Source organism: Bradymonas sediminis (genome assembly GCF_003258315.1).
In the GTDB taxonomy this organism is placed as follows: domain Bacteria; phylum Myxococcota_A; class Bradymonadia; order Bradymonadales; family Bradymonadaceae; genus Bradymonas; species Bradymonas sediminis.
Genome location: NZ_CP030032.1, coordinates 2,044,154 through 2,064,265 on the forward strand (window position 1 = coordinate 2,044,154; position 20,112 = coordinate 2,064,265).

General features: G+C 60.6%; 14 protein-coding genes and 1 tRNA gene. 3 read left to right on the forward strand and 12 right to left on the reverse strand.

Annotated features, from left to right (window positions below):
• Nucleotides 1–150 precede the first annotated feature (150 nt).
• A tRNA-Pro gene (locus tag DN745_RS07715) sits at nt 151–224 on the reverse strand.
• A 198-nt stretch (nt 225–422) separates the two neighbouring features.
• Between DN745_RS07715 and DN745_RS07720 the strand changes: the two genes are divergently transcribed.
• Both DN745_RS07720 and uvrA read left to right on the forward strand, forming a co-directional pair.
• A complete protein-coding gene (locus DN745_RS07720; protein WP_111333562.1) occupies nt 423–1,577 on the forward strand; it encodes an acyl-CoA dehydrogenase family protein in 1,155 nt (384 codons plus the stop codon).
• Between the two features lie 131 nt (nt 1,578–1,708).
• Nucleotides 1,709–4,669, forward strand: a complete 2,961-nt coding sequence (uvrA, locus tag DN745_RS07725) for an excinuclease ABC subunit UvrA (RefSeq protein ID WP_133621974.1) — start codon at nt 1,709–1,711, stop codon at nt 4,667–4,669.
• A gap of 123 nt (nt 4,670–4,792) precedes the next feature.
• On the opposite strand, the gene trxB is transcribed toward uvrA, so the two are convergent.
• From trxB to DN745_RS07760, 7 genes are all read right to left on the reverse strand, one after another.
• Nucleotides 4,793–5,773, reverse strand: coding sequence for a thioredoxin-disulfide reductase (gene trxB, locus DN745_RS07730; RefSeq protein WP_111333566.1), 981 nt, complete (start codon nt 5,771–5,773; stop codon nt 4,793–4,795).
• A gap of 163 nt (nt 5,774–5,936) precedes the next feature.
• Nucleotides 5,937–6,554 carry a hypothetical protein gene (locus DN745_RS07735; protein WP_133621975.1) on the reverse strand — a complete coding sequence of 206 codons (618 nt, stop codon included), beginning with the start codon at nt 6,552–6,554 and terminating at the stop codon, nt 5,937–5,939.
• Nucleotides 6,555–6,616: 62 nt separating this feature from the next.
• Nucleotides 6,617–8,047: a type I glutamate--ammonia ligase gene (glnA, locus tag DN745_RS07740; protein WP_111333570.1), complete on the reverse strand. Its 1,431-nt coding sequence runs from the start codon at nt 8,045–8,047 to the stop codon at nt 6,617–6,619.
• Between the two features lie 141 nt (nt 8,048–8,188).
• Complete coding sequence (locus DN745_RS07745) at nt 8,189–8,530, reverse strand: P-II family nitrogen regulator (RefSeq protein WP_111337583.1); 342 nt, start codon at nt 8,528–8,530, stop codon at nt 8,189–8,191.
• Nucleotides 8,531–8,635: 105 nt separating this feature from the next.
• Nucleotides 8,636–9,163 (reverse strand): RDD family protein, encoded by a 528-nt coding sequence (locus tag DN745_RS07750; protein ID WP_162687535.1) that lies wholly within the window; start codon nt 9,161–9,163, stop codon nt 8,636–8,638.
• Nucleotides 9,160–9,987 carry a 16S rRNA (uracil(1498)-N(3))-methyltransferase gene (locus tag DN745_RS07755; RefSeq protein ID WP_133621976.1) on the reverse strand — a complete coding sequence of 276 codons (828 nt, stop codon included), beginning with the start codon at nt 9,985–9,987 and terminating at the stop codon, nt 9,160–9,162. Before DN745_RS07755 ends, DN745_RS07750 begins: the two co-directional genes overlap by 4 nt.
• Nucleotides 9,984–10,907, reverse strand: a complete 924-nt coding sequence (locus tag DN745_RS07760) for a 50S ribosomal protein L11 methyltransferase (RefSeq protein WP_111333575.1) — start codon at nt 10,905–10,907, stop codon at nt 9,984–9,986. The genes DN745_RS07755 and DN745_RS07760 overlap by 4 nt, the downstream gene beginning before the upstream one ends.
• A gap of 105 nt (nt 10,908–11,012) precedes the next feature.
• On the opposite strand from DN745_RS07760, the gene DN745_RS07765 reads away from it, so the two are divergent.
• Nucleotides 11,013–11,873, forward strand: coding sequence for an enoyl-CoA hydratase-related protein (locus DN745_RS07765; protein ID WP_204355111.1), 861 nt, complete (start codon nt 11,013–11,015; stop codon nt 11,871–11,873).
• A 27-nt stretch (nt 11,874–11,900) separates the two neighbouring features.
• Here DN745_RS07765 and DN745_RS07770 read toward each other — a convergent pair whose 3' ends face one another.
• The 4 genes from DN745_RS07770 to DN745_RS07785 form a co-directional block, all read right to left on the reverse strand.
• Entirely contained in the window at nt 11,901–13,307 is a 1,407-nt protein-coding gene (locus DN745_RS07770; RefSeq protein ID WP_111333577.1) for a hypothetical protein, read from the reverse strand.
• Between the two features lie 21 nt (nt 13,308–13,328).
• Nucleotides 13,329–14,996, reverse strand: coding sequence for a hypothetical protein (locus tag DN745_RS07775; protein WP_111333579.1), 1,668 nt, complete (start codon nt 14,994–14,996; stop codon nt 13,329–13,331).
• A 75-nt stretch (nt 14,997–15,071) separates the two neighbouring features.
• Complete coding sequence (locus DN745_RS07780; protein ID WP_111333580.1) at nt 15,072–16,571, reverse strand: HAD-IG family 5'-nucleotidase; 1,500 nt, start codon at nt 16,569–16,571, stop codon at nt 15,072–15,074.
• 87 nt (nt 16,572–16,658) lie between these two features.
• Nucleotides 16,659–20,102, reverse strand: coding sequence for a hypothetical protein (locus DN745_RS07785; protein WP_133621977.1), 3,444 nt, complete (start codon nt 20,100–20,102; stop codon nt 16,659–16,661).
• Nucleotides 20,103–20,112 lie beyond the last annotated feature (10 nt).

Here is a 20,112-nt window from a genome sequence, read left to right on the forward strand (position 1 = left end):
ATCGACGTGACCCTCTGCAAACACGGATTGGCCAACGGCGGGTTGTTGTTCTGCCAGGTCTAGAGGACGTGGCTCCGGTGGGCGATTCGACGCATAGTCACAAGAAACACAAAACCCGCTAACTCATTGAGAGTTAACGGGTTTTTTAAGTCGGAGCGGCCGGATTTGAACCGACGACCCCTTGCACCCCATGCAAGTGCGCTACCAAGCTGCGCCACGCTCCGAGTTGTGTCCTTCTGGAAACCAGCTCCGTCAGGGAGGCGTTATGTAGCCCGGGGTGATGGGGCTGTCAAGCAGTTTTTATGTATTTGGCCAATTCATTGCAATTATTTTTCAAAACGCCGCAAAACACGGCGTGTTCTACTCGAGCGCGCGAGATGATAGGGTGTTCGGACACTATATAAACCCCCAGGAGGATCGTCATGACCGAGAAGATCTGGCCGCAGTTTAGCGAGGAGCATGATCAATTTCGCGCGCTGGTGCGTCGCTTCGCCGAGAACGAGCTCGCGCCGCATGCTGAGGAGTGGGAGGCGGCGAGGTTTTTCCCCAATGAGGTGTTTCGCCAGATGGGGGAGTTGGGGCTATTGGGCGGGCGCTACGCGGAGGATGTCGGCGGCATCGGCGGGGATATCTGGCATACGGCGGTGCTGGCCGAGGAGTTGCCGCGCTGCCGGATGGCCGGGCTAACGATGGGGGTGTTGGTGCAGAGTGATATGGCGACCCCGATCATCGCGGAGGTCGGCACCGCCGAGCAACAGCAGGAGTTCCTGGCGCCGGCGGTGCGCGGCGAGAAGATCGCGGCGCTGGGGGTGTCGGAGCCGGGGGCGGGCAGCGACGTCGCGGGCATTCGCACCCAGGCTAAAAAAGACGGCGATGATTATATCATCAGCGGCCAAAAGACCTGGATCACCAACGGTACGCGCGCTGATTTTGTGACGCTCGCGGCGCGCACTGACATGAATAATCGCTACGGGGGCGTCAGCCTCTTTTTGGTGCCGACCGATACGCCGGGATTTAGCGTGGGCAAAAAGCTTGAGAAGATCGGCAATCATTGCTCGGATACCGCCGAACTCTTCTTCGACAATTGCCGTATCCCGAAGCGCTACCTACTCGGCGAAGAAGGCCACGGATTTTATTATATTATGCAGAATTTTCAGGGCGAGCGGCTGGTCGGGGCGCTCAGCGGCGTCGCCGGGGCGCAATTGGTGCTCGATGAGACCAAGGATTATTGCCGCGAGCGCCACGCCTTTGGAAAGCCGCTGATGGGCTTTCAGGTGACGCGCCACAATATCGTCGAGATGGAGACCGAGCTTGAGGCCTGTCGCACGCTCACCTACCACGCGGCGGACCTCTACGAGCGTGGGCTCCCCGCCCAGCGCGAGATTTCGATGGCGAAGTTGATGGCCGGCGACGTGTCAATGAAAGTCATCGACCGCTGCCTGCAGCTCTACGGCGGCATGGGCTATGTCGAGGAGGGACCGGTGGCGCGGCGGTGGCGCGACGCGCGCTTGCTCAGCATCGGCGGCGGCACCTCCGAGATCATGAAGGAGATCATTACCAAGGTCATCGGACTGTGAGGCGGGGTTAGGTCGGCGCGTTTTGGGACGCGCCGAAGCCTTCGCAATCAAGGCAACCATTCAGATCGGCGACGCGGCGGCGAGGGGGAATCTCGCCGCCGCGTTATGCGTTTGAGTTTGGCGAGTAAATCGTGGCAGTATCCCGCCGCGGCGATCCCGCGCCGTCGAAGTCCTTTGTGATGCCCCGAACCATGCCTGAGACTATGCCAAATACCGAAGTTACCCCCGCCGTCGACTCTGCTGAATCCGAAGCTATTGAGAGCGATTTGCCCCAGCAATATGTGACGTTGCGCGGCGTGCGCACGCATAATCTAAAGGGCATTGATTGCAAGATTCCGCACGGAAAGCTCACCGTTATCAGCGGCGTGAGCGGCTCCGGGAAGTCGAGCCTGGCCTTCGACACGCTCTACGCCGAGGGGCAGCGCCGCTACACGGAGTCGCTGTCGACCTACGCGCGCCAGTTTTTGCAGCGCATGGAGCGCCCGCCGGTCGAGGCGGTCAAGAATATCCAGCCGGCGCTCGCGCTTCGCCAGAAGAACGACGTCTCGAACGCGCGCTCGACGGTCGGCACGATCACCGAGGTCGATGACCACCTGCAGCTCGTGTACACGCATATCGGCGAGACGATTTGCCCGACCTGTGAGACCCTGGTGGGCCGTGACACGGTGCCCGGCGTGGTGACGGCGATTGAGGGGATGGACGATGGCACGCGCCTGATCCTCGTCGCCCAGGCCGACGGCGGGGAGAACAAGCATCGGCACGCGGTGCTCAAGCATCTGGTTCAGGAGGGGTATCGCCGCCTACTTATCGACGGCGAGATGGTCGACATCACCGAGTCCGATATCGAAAGCCTGCTCGACCGCGAGGCGTTCCCGGTAATCATCGACCGTATCGTGGTGCGAAAAGACGAAGAGATGCGCTTTGCCGAGGCGGTAGAGGCGGCGTTCGCGCTCGGAAATGGCCGACTTGAGGTCCACTTCTACGACGATATGGAGCGCGCGCCGCTCATTTTTGACCGCGCGTTTCGCTGCAACGGATGCGGAACAGACTTTATCGAGCCGCAGCCGGCGCTCTTTAGCTTTAATAGCTCGCTGGGCGCGTGTGATACCTGCTCGGGCTTTGGCAAGGTGATGGGCGTCGACTTCAAAAAGGTCATCCCGAACACGCGACTTACCCTGAAAGAGGGCGTCATCGCCTGCCTGGAGACCCCGGCGTACCGAAAGGATCGCAGCGAATTATTCGACGCCTGTCGCGACCGCGAGATTCCGCTGGACGTGCCCTTCGAGAAGTTGGACGCGGCCGCCCAGGACTTTATTATCGAGGGCGGAAAGCGCAGTAAAAATGGGAAGACCGGCAAGAAATACAAGGGCGTGCGTGGCTTCTTCGAGGCGCTAAAGAAGAAGCAATATAAGACGCATGTGCGCATCATGTTGGCGCGCTACCGGGGCTACGACCGCTGCCCGGATTGCAAAGGGGCGCGGCTCAACGCGAGCGCGCGTAACGTGCGCGTGGCGGGCAAGGCGATCGGCGACCTCTGGCAGATGCGCCTATCCGAGGCGAAGACCTATTTTGACGAGTTAGAGCTCCCCGACGACCAATTCGCCCGGGTTGAAACCCTGCTCGACGAGATCGAGCACCGCCTGGCCTATCTGAATGAAATTGGCTGCGGGTATCTTCGCCTGGACCGCCAATCGCGGACCCTGTCGGGCGGCGAGATGCAGCGAATTCACCTCACGGCGAGCCTCGGGCGCGCGCTGACCGACACGCTTTATGTGCTCGACGAGCCGACCGCGGGCATGCACGCCAGCGACACCGACAAGTTGATGCAGGTGCTCTATGACCTGCGCGACCTCGACAATACGGTCGTGGTCGTCGAGCACGACCCCGAGGTCATCGAGGGGGCGGATTATATCATTGAGATCGGCCCCGGCGGCGGTGAGCAGGGCGGCGAGTTGCTGTTCTCCGGGCCGATTAAGGAGTTTCGAGAACGCGAGACGATCACCAGCGAGGCGTTGCTTGAGCGCCAGGCGCTGGCGCGCGCGGCGGCGGCCACGGCGCTTGGGCGAAAGAAGCAGCCCAAGGACTATGTGCGAATCGTGGGCGCGCGCGAGCATAACCTGGCCGACCTTACGGTGGAGATTCCCTGCGGCCAACTTACGGCGGTCACCGGCTTGAGCGGTTCGGGCAAATCGACGCTTTGTGAGCGGGTGCTCTATCAGGGCTGGAAGGCGATGAAGGGGCAGGGCGGCACCGACGCCGGGGCGCATGACGCGCTCGAAGGGCTGGAGCGCTTTGATGACGTGGTGCTGATGGACCAGGCGGCGGTGGGTCGCTCGTCGCGCTCCAATTCGCTGAGTTATACCGGGGCGTTCGACGCGGTGCGAAAGCTCTTCGCGGCGACCCGCGCGGCCAAGCAAATCGGGCTAACTGTCGGCGACTTTAGCTTCAACACCGCCGGCGGGCGCTGCGAGACCTGCAATGGCGCGGGCACCATCACGGTCGAAATGCATTTTATGGCCGATATCGAGGTGACCTGCGAGGATTGCCAGGGCAAACGCTACGGGCGGCGCGTGCTCGATGTGGAGTATCGGGGCAAGAATATCGCGGATATCTTCGACATGACGGTCGCCGAGGGCGTGGAGTTCTTCCGCGAGACGCGCTCGCTATTGCGAAAACTCGAGCCATTGGTGGACGTCGGCCTCGGTTATCTTCGCATGGGGCAGACCACGGCGACGCTGTCGGGCGGCGAGGCCCAGCGGCTGAAGTTGGCGACCTATATCGCCGACGGTCGAAAACGCGGCGACACCAAGCCGGTGCTGTTCATCTTCGACGAGCCCACGGTCGGCCTGCATATGCTGGATATCTCGACGCTTCTGAGCTCGCTGAAGAAGCTCGTGGACCTGGGCCATACGGTCATCGTCATCGAGCATAATATCGACTTTATCGCCCAATGTGATCATATCATCGACCTGGGTCCGGGCGCGGGTCCGGCGGGCGGGCAATTGGTCGCAACGGGCACGCCTCGCGAGGTCGCGAATACAAAGGAGAGCGTCACCGGTCGGTATTTGGCGGAGCTGCTCGACGCGAATTAAGGCGGGCGGATTGGCTCAAGACAATAAAAAAGGTGGCCCCGTGAGGGGCCACCTTTTTTGTGTCATCGGCGCATTGAAGACCGCGGGGAGCAAGCGATGCGCTCCGCGGCTCTCAGGGAGCAATCAATCCCACTGCTCGGTGCGATGCTGCGCGATTTCTTCGATGGACTCGAGGTCGCGCTCGGCGTCAATCGCGCCCATGCAGCCCGTACCGGCGGCGGTGATCGCCTGGCGGTAGGTCCAGTCCTGCACGTCGCCGATGGCGAAGACGCCGGGGACGCTGGTGCGGGTGGAGTCGGGCTTGGTGATGATATAGCCGTCGTCGTTCATCTCGAGTTGGCCCTTGAAGAACTCGGTGTTCGGGATATGCCCGATGGCCACGAAGAGGCCGTCGACGCGGAAATCCTCGACATCGTCGGTCTGCTTATTCAGCAGCTTCAGGCCGCTGACGCCGTTCTCTTTGTCGCCGATAACTTCGATGACTTCGCGGTGCCAGAGGAACTCGATCTTCGGGTTGGCTTTGGCGCGGTCCTGCATAATCTGCGAGGCGCGCAGTTCTTTGCGACGATGGATAACCGTGACCTTGGTGGCAAATTTGGTCAAAAAGATAGCTTCTTCGAGCGCCGAGTCACCGCCGCCAACGATGGCGAGCTCTTTTCCGCCGAAGAAGAAGCCGTCGCAGGTCGCGCATGCCGACACGCCGTGGCCCATCAATTTGGACTCACTCTCCAGGCCGAGCAGACGCGCGCGGGCGCCCGAGGCGATGAGCAGCGTGTGGGTGCGGAAGGTCGTTCCGTCTTCGAGCGTGATGGGGAACGGGCGCTGAGAGAGGTCGACCTTGGTGATCGACTTCATATGCATCTCGGTGCCGAAACGAAGCGCCTGCTCACGCATGGCGATCATCAGGTCGGGGCCCATGATGCCGTCGGCGAAGCCCGGAAAGTTCTCCACGTCGGTGGTGATCGTGAGCTGTCCGCCGGGCTGCGAGCCTTCGAAGAGAACCGGGCTAAGGTTCGCGCGGGCGGCATAAATCGCCGCGGTGAGGCCGGCAGGGCCGGAGCCCATAATCGTCACGTCGTAAACTTCTTTTTTCAAGTCGGTCATCTACAGCTCCAAATGATTAGGTCTCAAAGTGATTGAGGCCTGCAAAGAGATTGTGTGGTGATTGAAGAGTTCGGGTGATTCAAGATTTTGAATTACCTGCAGGCCACCCGCTTAGCTGGGTATATGATGCAGGGAACCTCAAAACGTTTCAGATAATTGTATTTTATTCGGAGTCGGCCGACTCTTGAGCCCCCGGCTCGACGCCATCAGCAGCGCTGACGCCCTTAAATTGCAATCCGGCCAGTAGTTTATCAGTAGCTTCGACCAACCCGTTCTCGTTGCTCGCCGGGCCCCAGGCGATAATCTGGAACCCCCAACTATCGTGGGTGGTGTAGGTATTGATATATTTAACCGGGTCTCCCTCGTGGACGCCGGAGGCGAAGACCGACAGGGCGGGCTGGCCGTTCAACTCCAGGGGGCCTTCGCGCTCGACGTTAAACTCCGTGACCCGCTCCTTGAGCACGCCGACGCTCGCTCGCTTTAGGTCAAGCGCGTCCGGTGAGGCGACGCCCTCGTATTGGGGCAATTTCTGGGGAATGATGATGAGGAAATATTGATCCTCAACCCGCAGGGCCAGGTCTGCGAAGCGGTTTATCTCCTCAACAGGGGTCTGCGCCCATTGCCCGGGGACTTCGACCGAGTAAGGGGCCGTGGGGCTTTGGAAGGTCCATGCCGGCAACGAGTCCGGGTCGACGGGGTCGCTTTTGCAATTGAGGCTTCCGAACACAAAAAACGCGCATAGCGCCAGAAGAGTCCAATGCAGTGGTCGAAATGAGGTCATAATCAGAGCGCTGGGGGGAGTAGAGACCGGCGAGCGTCGAGACGCTCGCCGGTTCTTAAGTATTAAATATCGAAATAGAGCTTGTATTCCAACGGCGTCGGGCGCAGTCGAGTCGGCTCGATTTCGTTCTCAAACTTATAGTTGATCCACGACTCGATGACATCTTCGGTGAAGACGTCGCCGCGCAGAAGATAGTCGTGGTCTTCGACCAGGCAGGCGAGGGCTTCTTCGAGGCTCGCCGGCGCGCTCGGAATCTTGTCGGCCTCAACGGGCGGCAGATTATAGATATTCTTGTCGACCGGGTCGCCCGGATCGAGCTGACGCTCAATGCCGTCAAGCCCAGCCATCAAGATCGCGGCGAACGCCAGGTATCCGTTGCTGCTCGGGTCCGGGGTACGGAACTCGATACGCTTGGAGGCAGGGCTGGACTGGACCATCGGGATACGCACGGCCGAGGAGCGGTTTCGGCTGGAGTATGCAAGCTTAATCGGCGCCTCATAACCCGGGACGAGTCGCTTAAAGCTATTGGTCGTCGGGTTGGTGAACGCGAGCAGCGAGGGCGCGTGGTCGAGGATACCGGCGATAAAATGCAGCGCGGTATCGCTCAAGCCCGCGTAGCGCTCGCCGGGGAACAGGGGCTTGCCACCCTTCCATAGGCTGAAGTGCGTGTGCATACCCGAGCCGTTGTCGCCGTGAATCGGCTTGGGCATAAAGGTGACGGTCTTCTGATGGCGGCGCGCGACGTTCTTAATGATATATTTGAACCACTGCAGATCGTCGGCGCTCTTGAGCAGGCTATTATATTTGATGCCGATTTCGGACTGCCCGGCGGTCGCCACCTCATGATGGTGGACGTCGACGACGATGCCGGCTTTCTCGAGCGTCATCGCCATCTCGCCGCGCAAATCGCTGAGGCTATCGTAGGGCGGTACGGGGAAATAACCGCGCTTATAGCCCAATTTATAGCCAAGGTTTGGCCCCTCATTGCGCCCGGTATTCCAGGCGCCTTCCTGAGAGTCGACGGCATAAAACGAGGAGTAGGGCGTCACGTCATAGCGCACGTCATCGAAGATGAAGAACTCAGCCTCGGGGCCGACAAATGCGGTATCCGCGATGCCGGTCTCTTTGAGGTGGTTTTCGGCTTTTTGCGCGATATAGCGCGGGTCGCGTGAGTAGGGCTGGTCGGTGATGGGGTCGAAGACGTTGCAGATGAAGCTGAGCGTCGGGAGCTTCGTAATCGGGTCCATCCGAGCCGTGGTCGGGTCGGGGCGCACCTGCATATCCGAGGCGGCGATGCTCTGCCAGCCGCGCATCGAGCTACCGTCGATGCCCATGCCCTGCTCGAAGAGCTCCTCGTCGAGGCGATGTGCGGGGATGGTGAGGTGTTGCCAGGTTCCGGGGAAGTCCAGGAATTTAAGGTCAATCATTTTTGCATCATTTGCTTCTGCAAATTTGATCGCTTCTTTGATCGATGTGACGCTATTGGCAGACATTTTTATCTCTTCAATTTATTGAGAAATACTAAATTCGAAACGAATAAACTTTTGCCAGTTAAGTGAGTGTTCAGCGGAGCTGAACCGGGTACTTCTGTGCGAATCTTCTGCGGGGCATCGAGTCTAAAAACCGCGCGGGCTTTAGCTCAACACCTCCGGCCCAGACTCACCGGTGCGGATGCGGAAGGCCTCGTCGATGGTGGACACGAAGATCTTTCCGTCTCCGACGTGTCCGGTGCGCGCAGCCTCCATGATCGCCTCAATCGCGGGGTGAACGAGCTCGTCGGCGACCACGATTTCGATCTTCATCTTCGGCACAAAATCGATGACATATTCAGCGCCCGGATACACCGGCGCCTTGCCGCCGCCTCGCCCAAATCCCTTCACCTCGGTGACCGTCATCCCGTGAATGCCGATCTCATCGAGGCGGTCTTTAATATCATCGAGCTTAAAGGGTTTGACGATAGCTTCAATTTTCTTCATAAGCATCCCATTCGAAGCAACAATTAGAAAATGCGCCGCGTTGGGTTTCGAAGTCGATTCGAAAACCTGCGAACGGTACGCGAGTGGGGTGTCGCAGCGTGCGAGCTATAGCGTATCTTCGGGGGCTTCGCCAACGCGATCTCGCAGCACCAAGGTGCCGCTGACGCCATCGTGCCAACCGCGACGGTGATTGCTCACCAGAATCCAAAGATACCCAAGCCCCAAACTCAGGCTATTTAGCAACGCCCCCAATCCGCGCCAGATCGCCAGTTGCGGACCAATCTTAAACCCCGATTTATCGCTGACAACAAGGCCGAAAAACCGTCCGCCTAGACTGCGCGAGTCGAGGGCCTCAGCGATGGTGGCGATGACAATGCTCAGCCCCCACCAACTGATGAGCGGGGCGAGGATAACCTGGCGCTCGTCGAGCCAGAACCCGAGTATCCATTCGCTCCAGAACCAGTCGTCGGGGACTTTGAAGAGGCGGCTATCGAAGATGCCCAGCGCGTAGGCGAGCGAGATGACTGGGAGGGCGACAAGCGCGTCGATGAGCAGCGCCGGGGCGCGGTAGCGAAGCCCGGCGCTCTTTCGAAGAGCGCGGTCTGTACCGGTCGGTCGGCGCAAGGGGCTCACGCGAGGTCTCCCAGGTAGGCCTGAATAAGGGAAAGACCCACGAGGCTTGCGGTCTCGGCGCGCAAGACCCGCGGCCCGAGGTGAAATGCGTGCGCGCCCTTGTCCAAAAGCGTGGCGATTTCGGCCTCGTCAAAGCCTCCCTCTGGTCCAATCCAAAGCGCAACGCTCGGGTGGGAGGCGAAGTCCGCCGAGGACGAGCGGGCGGCGTCTGCGCCCAAAATCTCGGGCAATGAGGCCAACCCGGGGGCGGTATGTGCCACGAAATTCGGGATACCCTGTAGCGACTCAATCGCCTGGCCCAAGTTCATCGCGGGCCCCAACTCCGGGGTAATGTTTCGGCGACATTGACGCGCGCCGCCCTCGATGATGCGCTCCCAACGCGTGAGCTTTTTGTCGATCTTCGCTTCCGGGATTTTAACGACGGTGCGACGGCTCTCCAGCGGGATGATGCGCGCGACGCCCAATTCGGTGGCTTTCTCGAGGATCAGGTCGAAGCGCTTTCCCTTGGGCATCGCCTGGACCAGCGTGATCGCGCAGGGGCTCTCACTTTGCAGGCGCATTCGGTCGTCGCGAATGCAGACCTGCAGTCGCTCGCTATCCCCGCCGAGAATCTCGGCAAGGATGACGCGTCCGCTCCCATCGAAGAGGTCGACGCACTCGCCTGCCTGCATGCGCAGCACATCGGTGAGGTAGTGCGTCACCCGGTCGGGCAGCTCGAAAGACTCACCGACGCGCCCGGTAGCGGGCATCTCGTCACTGTCGAGAGGCGCCCGCCTTTTGGCCGGAACGACGTCTTGTTTGTAGGACTCGGATGGATTGCTCACGCGCTTACTCGCTGTAATTCAAAACACACCCATTCGCCTTTTTGGGCGAGGTCTAATTCGCGCAACTCGCTGCCCACGAAGGCCTCGCGAATCGAGTCGACCTGCACGTCGGTGATGCCACTAAGCAGCAGCGTTCCGCCGGGGCGAACGCGCGCGATCAAGTCGTCACGAAGACTGATGAGGATCGGCGTCAAGATATTGGCGACCACGATATCGAAGGTCTCATCAAAGGTTGAAAGCTCGCGCGTCGACAGGTCTATGGCGCCTCCGAGCTGGTTGACCTCGAGGTTCTCTTTGGCGACCTCGACGGCGTGCGCGTCATTGTCGACGCCGAATACCGGGGCGGCGCCCAGGCGCGCGGCGATCATCGACAAAATGGCGGAGCCGCAGCCAACGTCGAGCAGGCTCTGCGGCGAGTCCGCCTCGCCCAGCAGGCGGTCGATCTTCTCGCCGCATAATTGCGTGGTCTCGTGGGTGCCGGTGCCAAAGGCCATGCCCGGCTCGATCACGATCTTGGTGCCACCCTCGGGCGCTTCGAACTCCTCCCAGGGCGGCCCAACGATGGCGCGCTTGGACATAACCGTCGGCTTGAAGAAATCCTTCCACGCCGTCTGCCAGCTCGTGTCGGTGAAGGAGCCGAATTGGACCGAAATCGGCGGGAGTCCCGACTCGGTGAGCGACGCCACAATGGCGTCACGCGACTGCTCGGCCTGCTCGGGCGAATCCTGCTCAATATAAGCGATCAGTCGATTGGTCCCGTCGGGGACGGGCGGAATCGACTGGTCCTCGGCGTAGGTCTCGGCGTCATACATCTCCACGCCGCCAACCTCGTGCTCCCATAAAATCGCAGCGGCGTGGTCGCCGCCTGCGGCGTCTACCAGGAGCGTAAGTCGGTACCAATTCTCGAGTTCATCAGCCATAAGAGATGCTCACTTATTTAAGGCCCGGGCCGGCGGCGCAGGCTTGATTGTGTTGGGATTTAGGGGACAATCACACGCAACCTTTTGTAATGTGGACGCGCTGGCATGTCCAATGGCAATGACGCGCTGTTTTCCAACGAAATTGCGCGAAAACTCAAGCATGGAGCCTGGCAGATGAGCGACGAGATTCTTGTCGATAAAAAAGATGCGATTGCGACGCTTACGATCAACCGGCCGGCGCGGCGAAACGCGCTGTCCGGCGCGGTGGTCCGGGAGCTGACGCGGCAATTTGGGCTGTTGTCCCAGGACGCCACGGTCGGTGTTATCGTGTTGACCGGGGCGGGGGAGAAGGCGTTTTGCGCGGGCGCGGATCTGATGGATGCGCAGGCCGAGGCGGCTGGCGGCAAGGGGATTTTGGGCATGCACGAGGCGCGCGCCGATTTTGCGGACTTGTTGCTGGCGATGAATCGCTGCGCGCGTCCGATCATCGGGCGCGCCAATGGCCACGCGCTCGGCGGCGGCCTGGGGTTGCTGCTTAGCTGCGATCTCACGGTGGGCAAGGTCGGCGCGACCTTTGGCACGCCCGAGGTCAAGGTTGGGCTATTTCCGATGATGATTATGGCGGTGATTTCGCGCAATCTCGGCCGAAAACGCGCGATGGAGATGATGCTCACCGGTGAGCGGCTAAGCGCCGAAGAGGCGGTTGAATACGGGATTCTCAACCGGGCGGTGGCGCCCGAGAAGTTGAATGAGACCGTGGAGGCGCTCGCCTCGCGCATCGCCGGGTTCTCGCCGGCGGTGCTGAAGTTGGGGCGACGCGCGTTTTATAAGACCCAGGATATGACCTTTGAGCAGGCGCTGGCGACCCTGCAAAACGAGCTCACCATCAACACGCTCACCGATGACGCGACCGAGGGCATCATGGCGTTCCTGGGCAAGCGCGACCCCGAGTGGACGGGGCGATAACCGGCCCCTGCCCGGCGCTCAGTTGGCTTAGCTCAGCGAGTCAGGCTCGACCAACGTGACGCGGCCGCCGGCGTTCTCGATGACGCTCTTGAACTCGGCTGCGCGCTCCTGGCTGATGCCCCAGGCGATCAGGCAGGGGGCGCGCTCGATGAGCTTGGTTGCGTCGAAATAGCTGACATCCAAGAGGATGCTTAAGACCTGGCGCATGCTCTTGTCGCTATACCCGGGGTGGCGAAGCACGACGTCGACCAGCGGGGTGGTCGCGTCGTCGCGGCGAATGCGCGGATCGGTATAGTCCCCGGGGCGTAGCGCATCGGAGGTGATATCCTCGACGTCCAGCGCGCCGCCGCCAAACGAGAGGACGACGTTGCCGGAGGCGTTGCTCTCGGTCGCAGCCTCGTTGGACGCCGGCGCGACCGCTGCGCCAAACGAGCGGCGTGATATACGCTCTGGTTCGGCAGGCCTCGCAGCGCGGCTCACCGGCTTTTTATCCCCAACCGCGGACTTGCCGCCGAGCGCTTCCACCAATGGAAGGCCAAAGTCATTGAATTTCTTAATCCGCTCGAAATAGCGCCCGAGGTCGCCCGCGATTTCGCCGGTTTCGGTTTCGATATTTGAGCGCATCATCAATTTGATGCTCGCGGGCACTGAGTTCTTGAGTGATTTCGCGTCGGCGAAGTCCCCGGCGAGCAGGACGACGTCAAAGCGAATCGGGAGGGCCTGGGCGAAGGCTGCGAGGAGCGAGGACTCTGCGTCCTTCGTCGGCTTTTCCTTGAGGTCGATATCGGCGTGGATAACCCCGTCGCGCACGGCCACCCGAAAGGCCTGAAGTCCCGGATTATCCGTCGCGGATGAATCGCGCTCGGTGTCAGCCTTTAGCGAGGGGCTCTCCGAAGAACTCCCATCCCCGATCGTTTCAAAAGGATTACTTGAAGTATTACTGTCGACGGGATCGACCGATTTCGCCGGGGCCTCGTACTCTTTTTTGGGGCCTGAACCGAATTCATCCGCCAAAACGCTCGCACGCGCGCCATCTTCGGCGGCGGCGATATGGTCCGCGACGCGAAGAAACGCCTCAATCACCGCTTTGGCTTTTGCCAGAGAAATCCCCTCTGCGCTCAGCGTCCAGGGGCTGTTGGTGGTCTCCGATGACCAGTTCGCGCCGCTAAGGGTGTTCAAGTAACCCTTTAGGGATTGCGCGTACTCGCTATCAGCACCGGGCACGGCGTATTGGGTATGAACCCCGATATGCTGCGCCGACGGCGTGACTAGAACCCGCAAAAAACCGCGGCGCGTAAAGCGCGTAAGGGTTTGAAACCAGGGGCGGTCGTCCTGGGGCGTCGTCGGGTCCACCGGAGGGCTGCTCGACTCGATATCGATGTTCAGGCTGCTAAAGAGCGCGCGCCAGGCTTCTGTTTTTTCGCTTGTCGTCATTATTTATATTTGGGCAGAGCTTTAAGAATTAGGGTCATCTTCAGCGTCGGTGCGCTCAGGCGTTGAAAGCCCGGGAGGCTTCGGGATCGAGAGCTTTCGCGGGGCGGGCATCCCCACAATCGTTGAGGTCGGCGCTGCTTCGGTGGCGCCATTATCCTGAGCGTCATTGCTTCCCGGCGTGGCCTGTGAGTCCGTCGGAGGCGCGAAGTTAGGCTTTGGAATCGCCAGCTTCTTATATCCGCCCGAGCTGGTCTCGTCGTCGCTCGTGTTCTCGTCCTGGTCTTCTTGCGCGGGGACGAGGGCGGCCTCTTTGGCCTCCGTAACCGAGCTCTCTGGGGCTTCTTCGACGGGCTCAGCGTCCTCGTCCTTTTGCAGCGTGCCGAAGCCCGGGACTCCAGTATGTGTCTTCATAATCGCGGCGTCGGAGGGCGCCTCCGGTTGCTCGACGGCTTCTTCTTTGGGCGCGCGAACGAGCTCCGAAATATCGATAATATTGGGGTAGGAGACCGGCATATAGTCATCAAGCGTGGTCTCGCTGGTCATCTTAATTCGCGCGGGGCTGGCTGGTTTTTGCATATTATTACGGGTCGAGTTTTGAGAGGAGGCCATTTTCGCTGCATGGGGGCGGTTGGATGTATACGCGCCGCCGGACTTCGCGGTCTGATAATAGCTGAAAATAGCAGCCTTAAAGAAAACAGCAATGACGCTGGAGGTGACAAATAAGATCACAAACGCCAGCAACCGCAGCGCGGCGAATAAGGGCGAAAGCGATGGGATAACAAAGACGAGATTTTGCGCGATCAGGACGCCATAATAGAAGACGAGCGGCCACAGAAATAACTTCGCCGCATAAAGAAACAGCCGGTAGACGGGCACGAATGCGTCGACCACAAAGCGCGCGCCTTTGGCGAGCGCGCGGCCAATGGGGAGGTCGTCGAGCATCATCGCCGCCGCGGCGACCTCGGTGCTCAGGCGTACCAATATGGCGAAGCTGCTAAATAGCGTCAGCGGCCACGCCCACAAGAATGCGCGAACCAACACCGGCGAGCCGGCGAATGCCCCGCGCGTGGTCGAAAAGAGGATGCCGTTGAGCAGCAAGACCCCCAAGAACAGCACGATGGCGCTGGTGCAGGCGACCATCAACTGCAAACCCAGCACTCGCCCGAAAGAGGCTGTACCATCCTTTAGGAGCGTGAGGCATCCGCGCAGGCTATTGGTATCGGATGCGTAAAATTCTGCTTCTTGGTGAATCGCGCGGCGAAGGGTCGCCCAGATTCCCGCGGAGGCGAAGGCGTGCAGGCATAAGCTGGTCGCCCAGGCGCCCGCGATGAGCCCCAGCGCACCGAGGACGAACGCGGGCTGCGTCAGGAAGGCGAGCACCTCGGCCACCGTCGCGCTGATGCCGGCCAGGCCGGGCATCGCGTTCTCGAGGCTCTCGCCAAGCACCAGGAGAATGGGCAGCGTCACGAAGAGGGCGATGCCGAGCCACACGGCGCCGCTGGCCACACTCGCGCCAATCTTGAGCGCAAAGAGGAGCGGCGCCTTGGTGAGAATCTGGCGAGCGTGCTGAAAATAGCCCTTCGGGTCGAACGCATCCCGACGCGCGCCGCGCGCGCTCCTGTCCCCAAATGGCAGGGAAAAGAGCGCGCGCGGGTTAAAATAACCCTGTTTTTTAGCGGGTTCATTCATCCAAAAAGATTCTCAACTCGGTAGCATCGCATCAGACTATGGAGGACCTACGACAACGCGTGAGCGCCGGCAGGTTTATTCCATATCCATACCCTCGGTGCCGCCAAGTTCAAACCCATGATCGTGCGGCAGGCTGCCGCGGGGGGCACGGAAATACATAAACGGGGTATAATGCAGGAAGTTCGACACCCGCGAGGTGTAGATATCGGCGTAGCGCTCGACCTGCCGGGTGAAGTGGCTTTTGTCGTTGCCGGCGCGCATCAGATAGCCCCAGAACTTATTGAATCGCTTGCCGTCCTGGATGGCCAGGGGGCGAATCTGGGAGTCGAGTTCGATGAGGCGCTTGCGCAACTTGCGCATGATCTCTTTGAGCTCATCCGGGTCGTGTCCGGTCGGCTTGGTATACTCCTTCTGATTGCGCTGGCGCTCCAGGCGAAGCTGGGAGTAGCGGTCCTCGAGGCGCTTTTTCTGGTCCATCAGCGCGGCGATTTCGGCCTGGCTAGCGTCGCTCTCGCGCACGGTCTCGAGTTCGCGCTCGAATTCACGAATGATCAGCGCGGTGCGCCAGCGCAGGATATTCTTGCTGACGTTGACGTCCGAGAAAAGATGGTCGCCGATATAGAGGATCTCATCGCCTGAGCAGCCAAGATACTCCTCGAGCTGCGCCGCGTTTCCGCCCAGATAGATGCGATTGTCCTTGAGCCCGCCGACCGTGGGCAGCAGGGCGCCGCTATCTTTGTCGACCACCTCGAAGACGGGGCTTTTGGTCGTGAAAAATTCGGGCTTTCGGGCCGACACCATGACGATGTCGAAGAGGTCTTCCCAGGAAGTGCCCTCGGGCAAGAATTGGTTGATGGCGTAGTCCATCATGAACTCGGTGTATTTCCACTCCGAGTTGGTGATGAGCATCAACTTTTTGCCGGCTTCGCGCTGGTCCATCAGCATCAGCGGGACGTCGGGGTCCAGCTCGACGTAGCGGTCCGGGTCGCTCATGATCTCGGCTTTGAGCACGCCCTCAATATGCGCGGCGTCCAGGGTGTGTTGGATGCGCTGGAAGAGCTCGTGATAGGTGAGCTGCTCGGGCAGTTTTCCGGCGTCGAGCAGATCCACCAATTGGATATACATCGTGGCGGCGGAGATCGAGAACAGCGTGTTCAAAAAGAGCCAGCGCGGCTGCGACAGGTGCACCAGGGTGCGCGTGTAGTTGGCGCGCATCTCGTGGTACTCAATCGCGCGCGTGCCGTGCATGGCGCGCTTGATATAGCCGAAGCGATTGGCCTTGACGACGTTGCCAAGCTCGTGGTCGATGATCAGACCGCGCGTGACCTGGAAGGGCTCGAAGTGCAGGTCCTGCACCGGCCAACCCGCCTGCAACAGCCCCGCCTTAATATGGGCGTAGGCGCGGGCCTCCCATTGATTCACGTTATAGTGAATCAGGGTATAATCCATGTCGTAACCAATCGCCTTGATCGAGCGCAGATTCAGCGATCGATTGCAGTAAATACCGCGTCTGGGGTCGAGGTCGTCATAGGCATTATAAATGGTGTCGACCGTGTTCGTGATAGCTTTGTTCATATATGTCTTCTTTAAAAGTGTTGAGATTCGACAGTGTCTTCGGGCCTCGCCGCGCCGGCTTCGCCTCAATGATGATACGCCCGACGCCTATTTGATCGTCGGCGGGGTGAATGATTCGACATCAAAGAAATCGCATTCCTCCATAAAGAGCGCCTCCATGCAGGGGTCATCCGAGAGCTGGGTGCCGTAATTGGCCATAAACCAGCCGACCTGATTGGTCATGAAAGTTGAGATATCAAACCCTCGGTCGGTCCTCGGAATATTGAATGTGTGCTCACCGCGGGTGTCCAAATAGGGCAGGCGTAGCGCGCTGATGCCCTGGTCGGTGTGCACGGTGGCCCGAAGCGGATATGCCGCGTCGGGGTTGGGGTCCATATTATCCGGAAGTCGCGGCGTGTAGAAGTGGCCGCCGTCCAGGTCGTCCGGGTCAAAGATGGTCCCGGGGTATTCGGGGAAACGGTTGAGCCAATAGATTCCTTCCGCCACGAAGTTCTCATTGAGGAACTGGTTCTGCGTACTCCCGTATTCCTCGACCTCATCGGCCGCGTCCAGGATGCCCGCCGAGCGCGCCAAGGACAGCGCCGAATTGATGGGCACCGTCTGGTCCCCCAGGGTGCCGACCACCAGCATATTGGCCCAGCCGCTCTGGAATTCCGGGGTCTCATAGGGGTATTTCAGCGGGTCACGATTATAATGCTTGGCGTAAATCGCCGGGTCGGCGACCTCCAAAAGCATCTGGGAGATTCCCAAAAACTTACGAAAACGCGGGGTCTGGCGCTTCAAGCCCCAGCCCGTAATCAGCGAGGCGAGCGGGGCGCCTTGCGGATAAAGAATATTCTGAAAGATAAGATTTTCGGGGAAAGTATCAATGCTTTGTTTCATTTTTCCATCGCTGCCATAAACCTCGATAATGAGCGGGTCGCCCAAGTCGGTCGGCGTCTGGGCGGTGTGGGCGGCGAGCTCGTCGGCCATCTCGGGGGCGACCGAGGCCGGGTCGAATTGCTCAATGCACTCATGAAGGGGCCGGCATGTGACGTCCGCAGCGCAATACTCCCAGCCCTCGCAGGTGACCGTGTCACAGCGGGTCCCGCCTTTGCATTGCATCAGGTCGCTTTGAACGTCGACGCTCGCGTCGAAGCCCAGAATCGCCCGGCGCGCCGATGCGCTCTTGGCGTCCGCGGCGATGCCCACGCGGAACCTGCCGCCGCGCACCAGCACCGCCGCCTGGCGCTCCTCCTCGGGGATAAACCCGCGGGACTCACGCTTGGGGTTGCGAAGAACGACGCGGTCGCCATTCTCAATGCCCTCCAGCGTGCCAAAGCGTACCGAGACGTCGCGGATGCCGCTGGGAAGTTGCCATTCCAGGGTCATCGGCCCGGTGATTTCGCCGTCCTCATTGGTCGGGGCGGTCCCGGTTAAGAGGGGGCCAAACATCGACAAAAACACGCCCACCCGCACATTTCGAATGCTGGTGCGCGCCGCGATATCGCCCAGACCGCCGCCGCCCGCGTTGGTCGCGGCCGCGCGAATGGTCGGCTCAATCCCCGAGATCACGCCGGTTTGAAGCCCGCCCAAAGAGGTTCCGAACGCAAGATAGGGCTGCTCTCCGCCGAAATCGACCACGCCGTCGCCGTCGAAGTCACCCCGAATCTCGCCCTTGCCATCGCCGGTCTGGTCCCAGCCCCCGACGATATCGATCTTGTCGGCAATCCAGGGGTCCTCGGTGTCAATATCTGCGCTCCAGCGTGTTTTTCCGTCAAAGCTGCGCAAGATGCGAATCAGCTGCATCTGGTCGACCGCGGTCTGCCGAATCATGTCGCGGGCGTGCAGAATTTCGGAGGTAAAGAAGTCCTCGCCGGTCTGAACCTCGCCGTTGTTGACGAGGTCGCGCGCCCGGTCATGGCGCAGCATCGCCCCGAAGCCGGGCAGCCCCAGACGTGAGGAGACGGTCTCCAGAATATCGTTGATATCCGGCGGGATATTGATCCCGTGCCCGGCCGCGTCGATGGCGCAGGAGGCCAGGCCGAATTTGGCGAATTGCCCGGCGAAGGCGATCATCTCAAGACGCGTCGAGCCGATCGCGTGGCTATAGAGCACCACGGGATACGGCTGGGTGCGCCCCGGACGACTCGCCGGCACCGCGCAATGAAAGCTCACCTCGCCGGGGCGCACGCGCGCGCGACCGGTCTCGGTGTCGACATCGAAGACTTCGTCCTCATCCTGCGGGTTCGTGCTCTTAATCGTGGCGTCCGCGCCGGGCTTTGCCAGACCGTCGCTATCGCCCAAGAAATAAGGCGAAATAAAGCTGCCGGAGACCATATAATCGATCTCGCCGATGGCGTCTTCGAGCAGGGAGAGGTTGCCCCCTGAGCCCAGCGCCTGGGAGGCGGCCGGGGCGATGAGCGGAATGATATTTTCCAGGCTAAACGTGAGCGGCTCGGCGCGGCCGGGCTCGCCCGGGTTATGCAATAATTTGAATTCAGCCGGGTACTCTTCGGCCAGCCAGGCGAGGCTCCCGTGGCCGTAAAGACCGGCGCGGATTGTCTCCAGCGTATGAGTCGGCGCGCCCGTGGTGAAGGTCCATGCAAATCGAACCGAGTCGAGGGATTCGGAGAAACGCTGCGGGAATTTCGCCGGGAGGATCTCTTTTAGCGGGTTCAAATCCTCGGTCTGGCGCAGGTGGTTGATGGACTTAAACGGGCTCTGCACCGGGGCATCGTCCTCGCCTACCAACGCATCGGTGAGCACCACGGCGTAGGTCGTCTTCTCGTCGAGGGGCTCGAGGGTGCGCAGCACCAGGGTGTTGGTCTCGCGCTCATAAAAGTCGAGCATTTCGCCAACATCATAGAGGTCACCGCCCACGGTTCGGGTGTTTGGCCGGTCCCACACGCCGTCGTCGTCGGTGTCCTCAATGGGGTCCAGGACACCATTGCCGTTGAGGTCGACCTCTTCGTAAGTCTCAAAGAGCAGGTTTGTGCCGAGGCGGCGCGGGTCATTGGCGAAATACCCATCCGGGCGGTCAAGCGTCAGCGGGAAGCTGCCGGCGCCCATATCGATCAGCGCGAACTCGCCAAAATTTGGGCTCTTCGGGTCGACGTTGACAATATAGACCGCGTCGTCGGCCAGGTCCGGCACGCTTCCCTGGTGGCGAGCGATGATATTCTCGATATCCAGCGGGGCGTCGAAGGCGACGGTGATCGGGGTGAAGACCCCAAACCCACTCATCCGATTGACATAATCGCGCACCTTCGCCTCGGCGTCGCTCGCCCCCTGCAACGAGACGTTGATGCGCTTGCCGGTCGGGCTGCTCGGGTCAACGCGCGTGGCGAGGTCGTTCGGGAAGGGGATGTCCGGGAAGGGCCAGGTGTCCAGGTCAAAGACAACCGTCGGTCCCGCTGATTCCTGCGCTGAGCTCAGGCCTTGGGGCGGGTTATTGTCGTCGAAACACCCCGCGCTCACCAGGGCGAGGCTCAGGGACGCGACAAAACTAGCGGTGCAGAGCGGGCGCATAAATTTGGACGGTGTGAGCACAGAAAACTCC

What these genes read in the sequence shown, in the direction of transcription:
- DN745_RS07775 (WP_111333579.1), bottom strand. Translation starts at nt 14,996, where the DNA reads ATGAATGAACCCGCTAAAAAACAGGGTTATTTTAACCCGCGCGCGCTC.
- DN745_RS07760 (WP_111333575.1), bottom strand. Translation starts at nt 10,907, where the DNA reads ATGGCTGATGAACTCGAGAATTGGTACCGACTTACGCTCCTGGTAGAC.
- glnA (WP_111333570.1), bottom strand. Translation starts at nt 8,047, where the DNA reads ATGTCTGCCAATAGCGTCACATCGATCAAAGAAGCGATCAAATTTGCA.
- DN745_RS07745 (WP_111337583.1), bottom strand. Translation starts at nt 8,530, where the DNA reads ATGAAGAAAATTGAAGCTATCGTCAAACCCTTTAAGCTCGATGATATT.
- DN745_RS07735 (WP_133621975.1), bottom strand. Translation starts at nt 6,554, where the DNA reads ATGACCTCATTTCGACCACTGCATTGGACTCTTCTGGCGCTATGCGCG.
- DN745_RS07720 (WP_111333562.1), top strand. Translation starts at nt 423, where the DNA reads ATGACCGAGAAGATCTGGCCGCAGTTTAGCGAGGAGCATGATCAATTT.
- trxB (WP_111333566.1), bottom strand. Translation starts at nt 5,773, where the DNA reads ATGACCGACTTGAAAAAAGAAGTTTACGACGTGACGATTATGGGCTCC.
- DN745_RS07770 (WP_111333577.1), bottom strand. Translation starts at nt 13,307, where the DNA reads ATGACGACAAGCGAAAAAACAGAAGCCTGGCGCGCGCTCTTTAGCAGC.
- DN745_RS07765 (WP_204355111.1), top strand. Translation starts at nt 11,013, where the DNA reads ATGTCCAATGGCAATGACGCGCTGTTTTCCAACGAAATTGCGCGAAAA.
- DN745_RS07780 (WP_111333580.1), bottom strand. Translation starts at nt 16,571, where the DNA reads ATGAACAAAGCTATCACGAACACGGTCGACACCATTTATAATGCCTAT.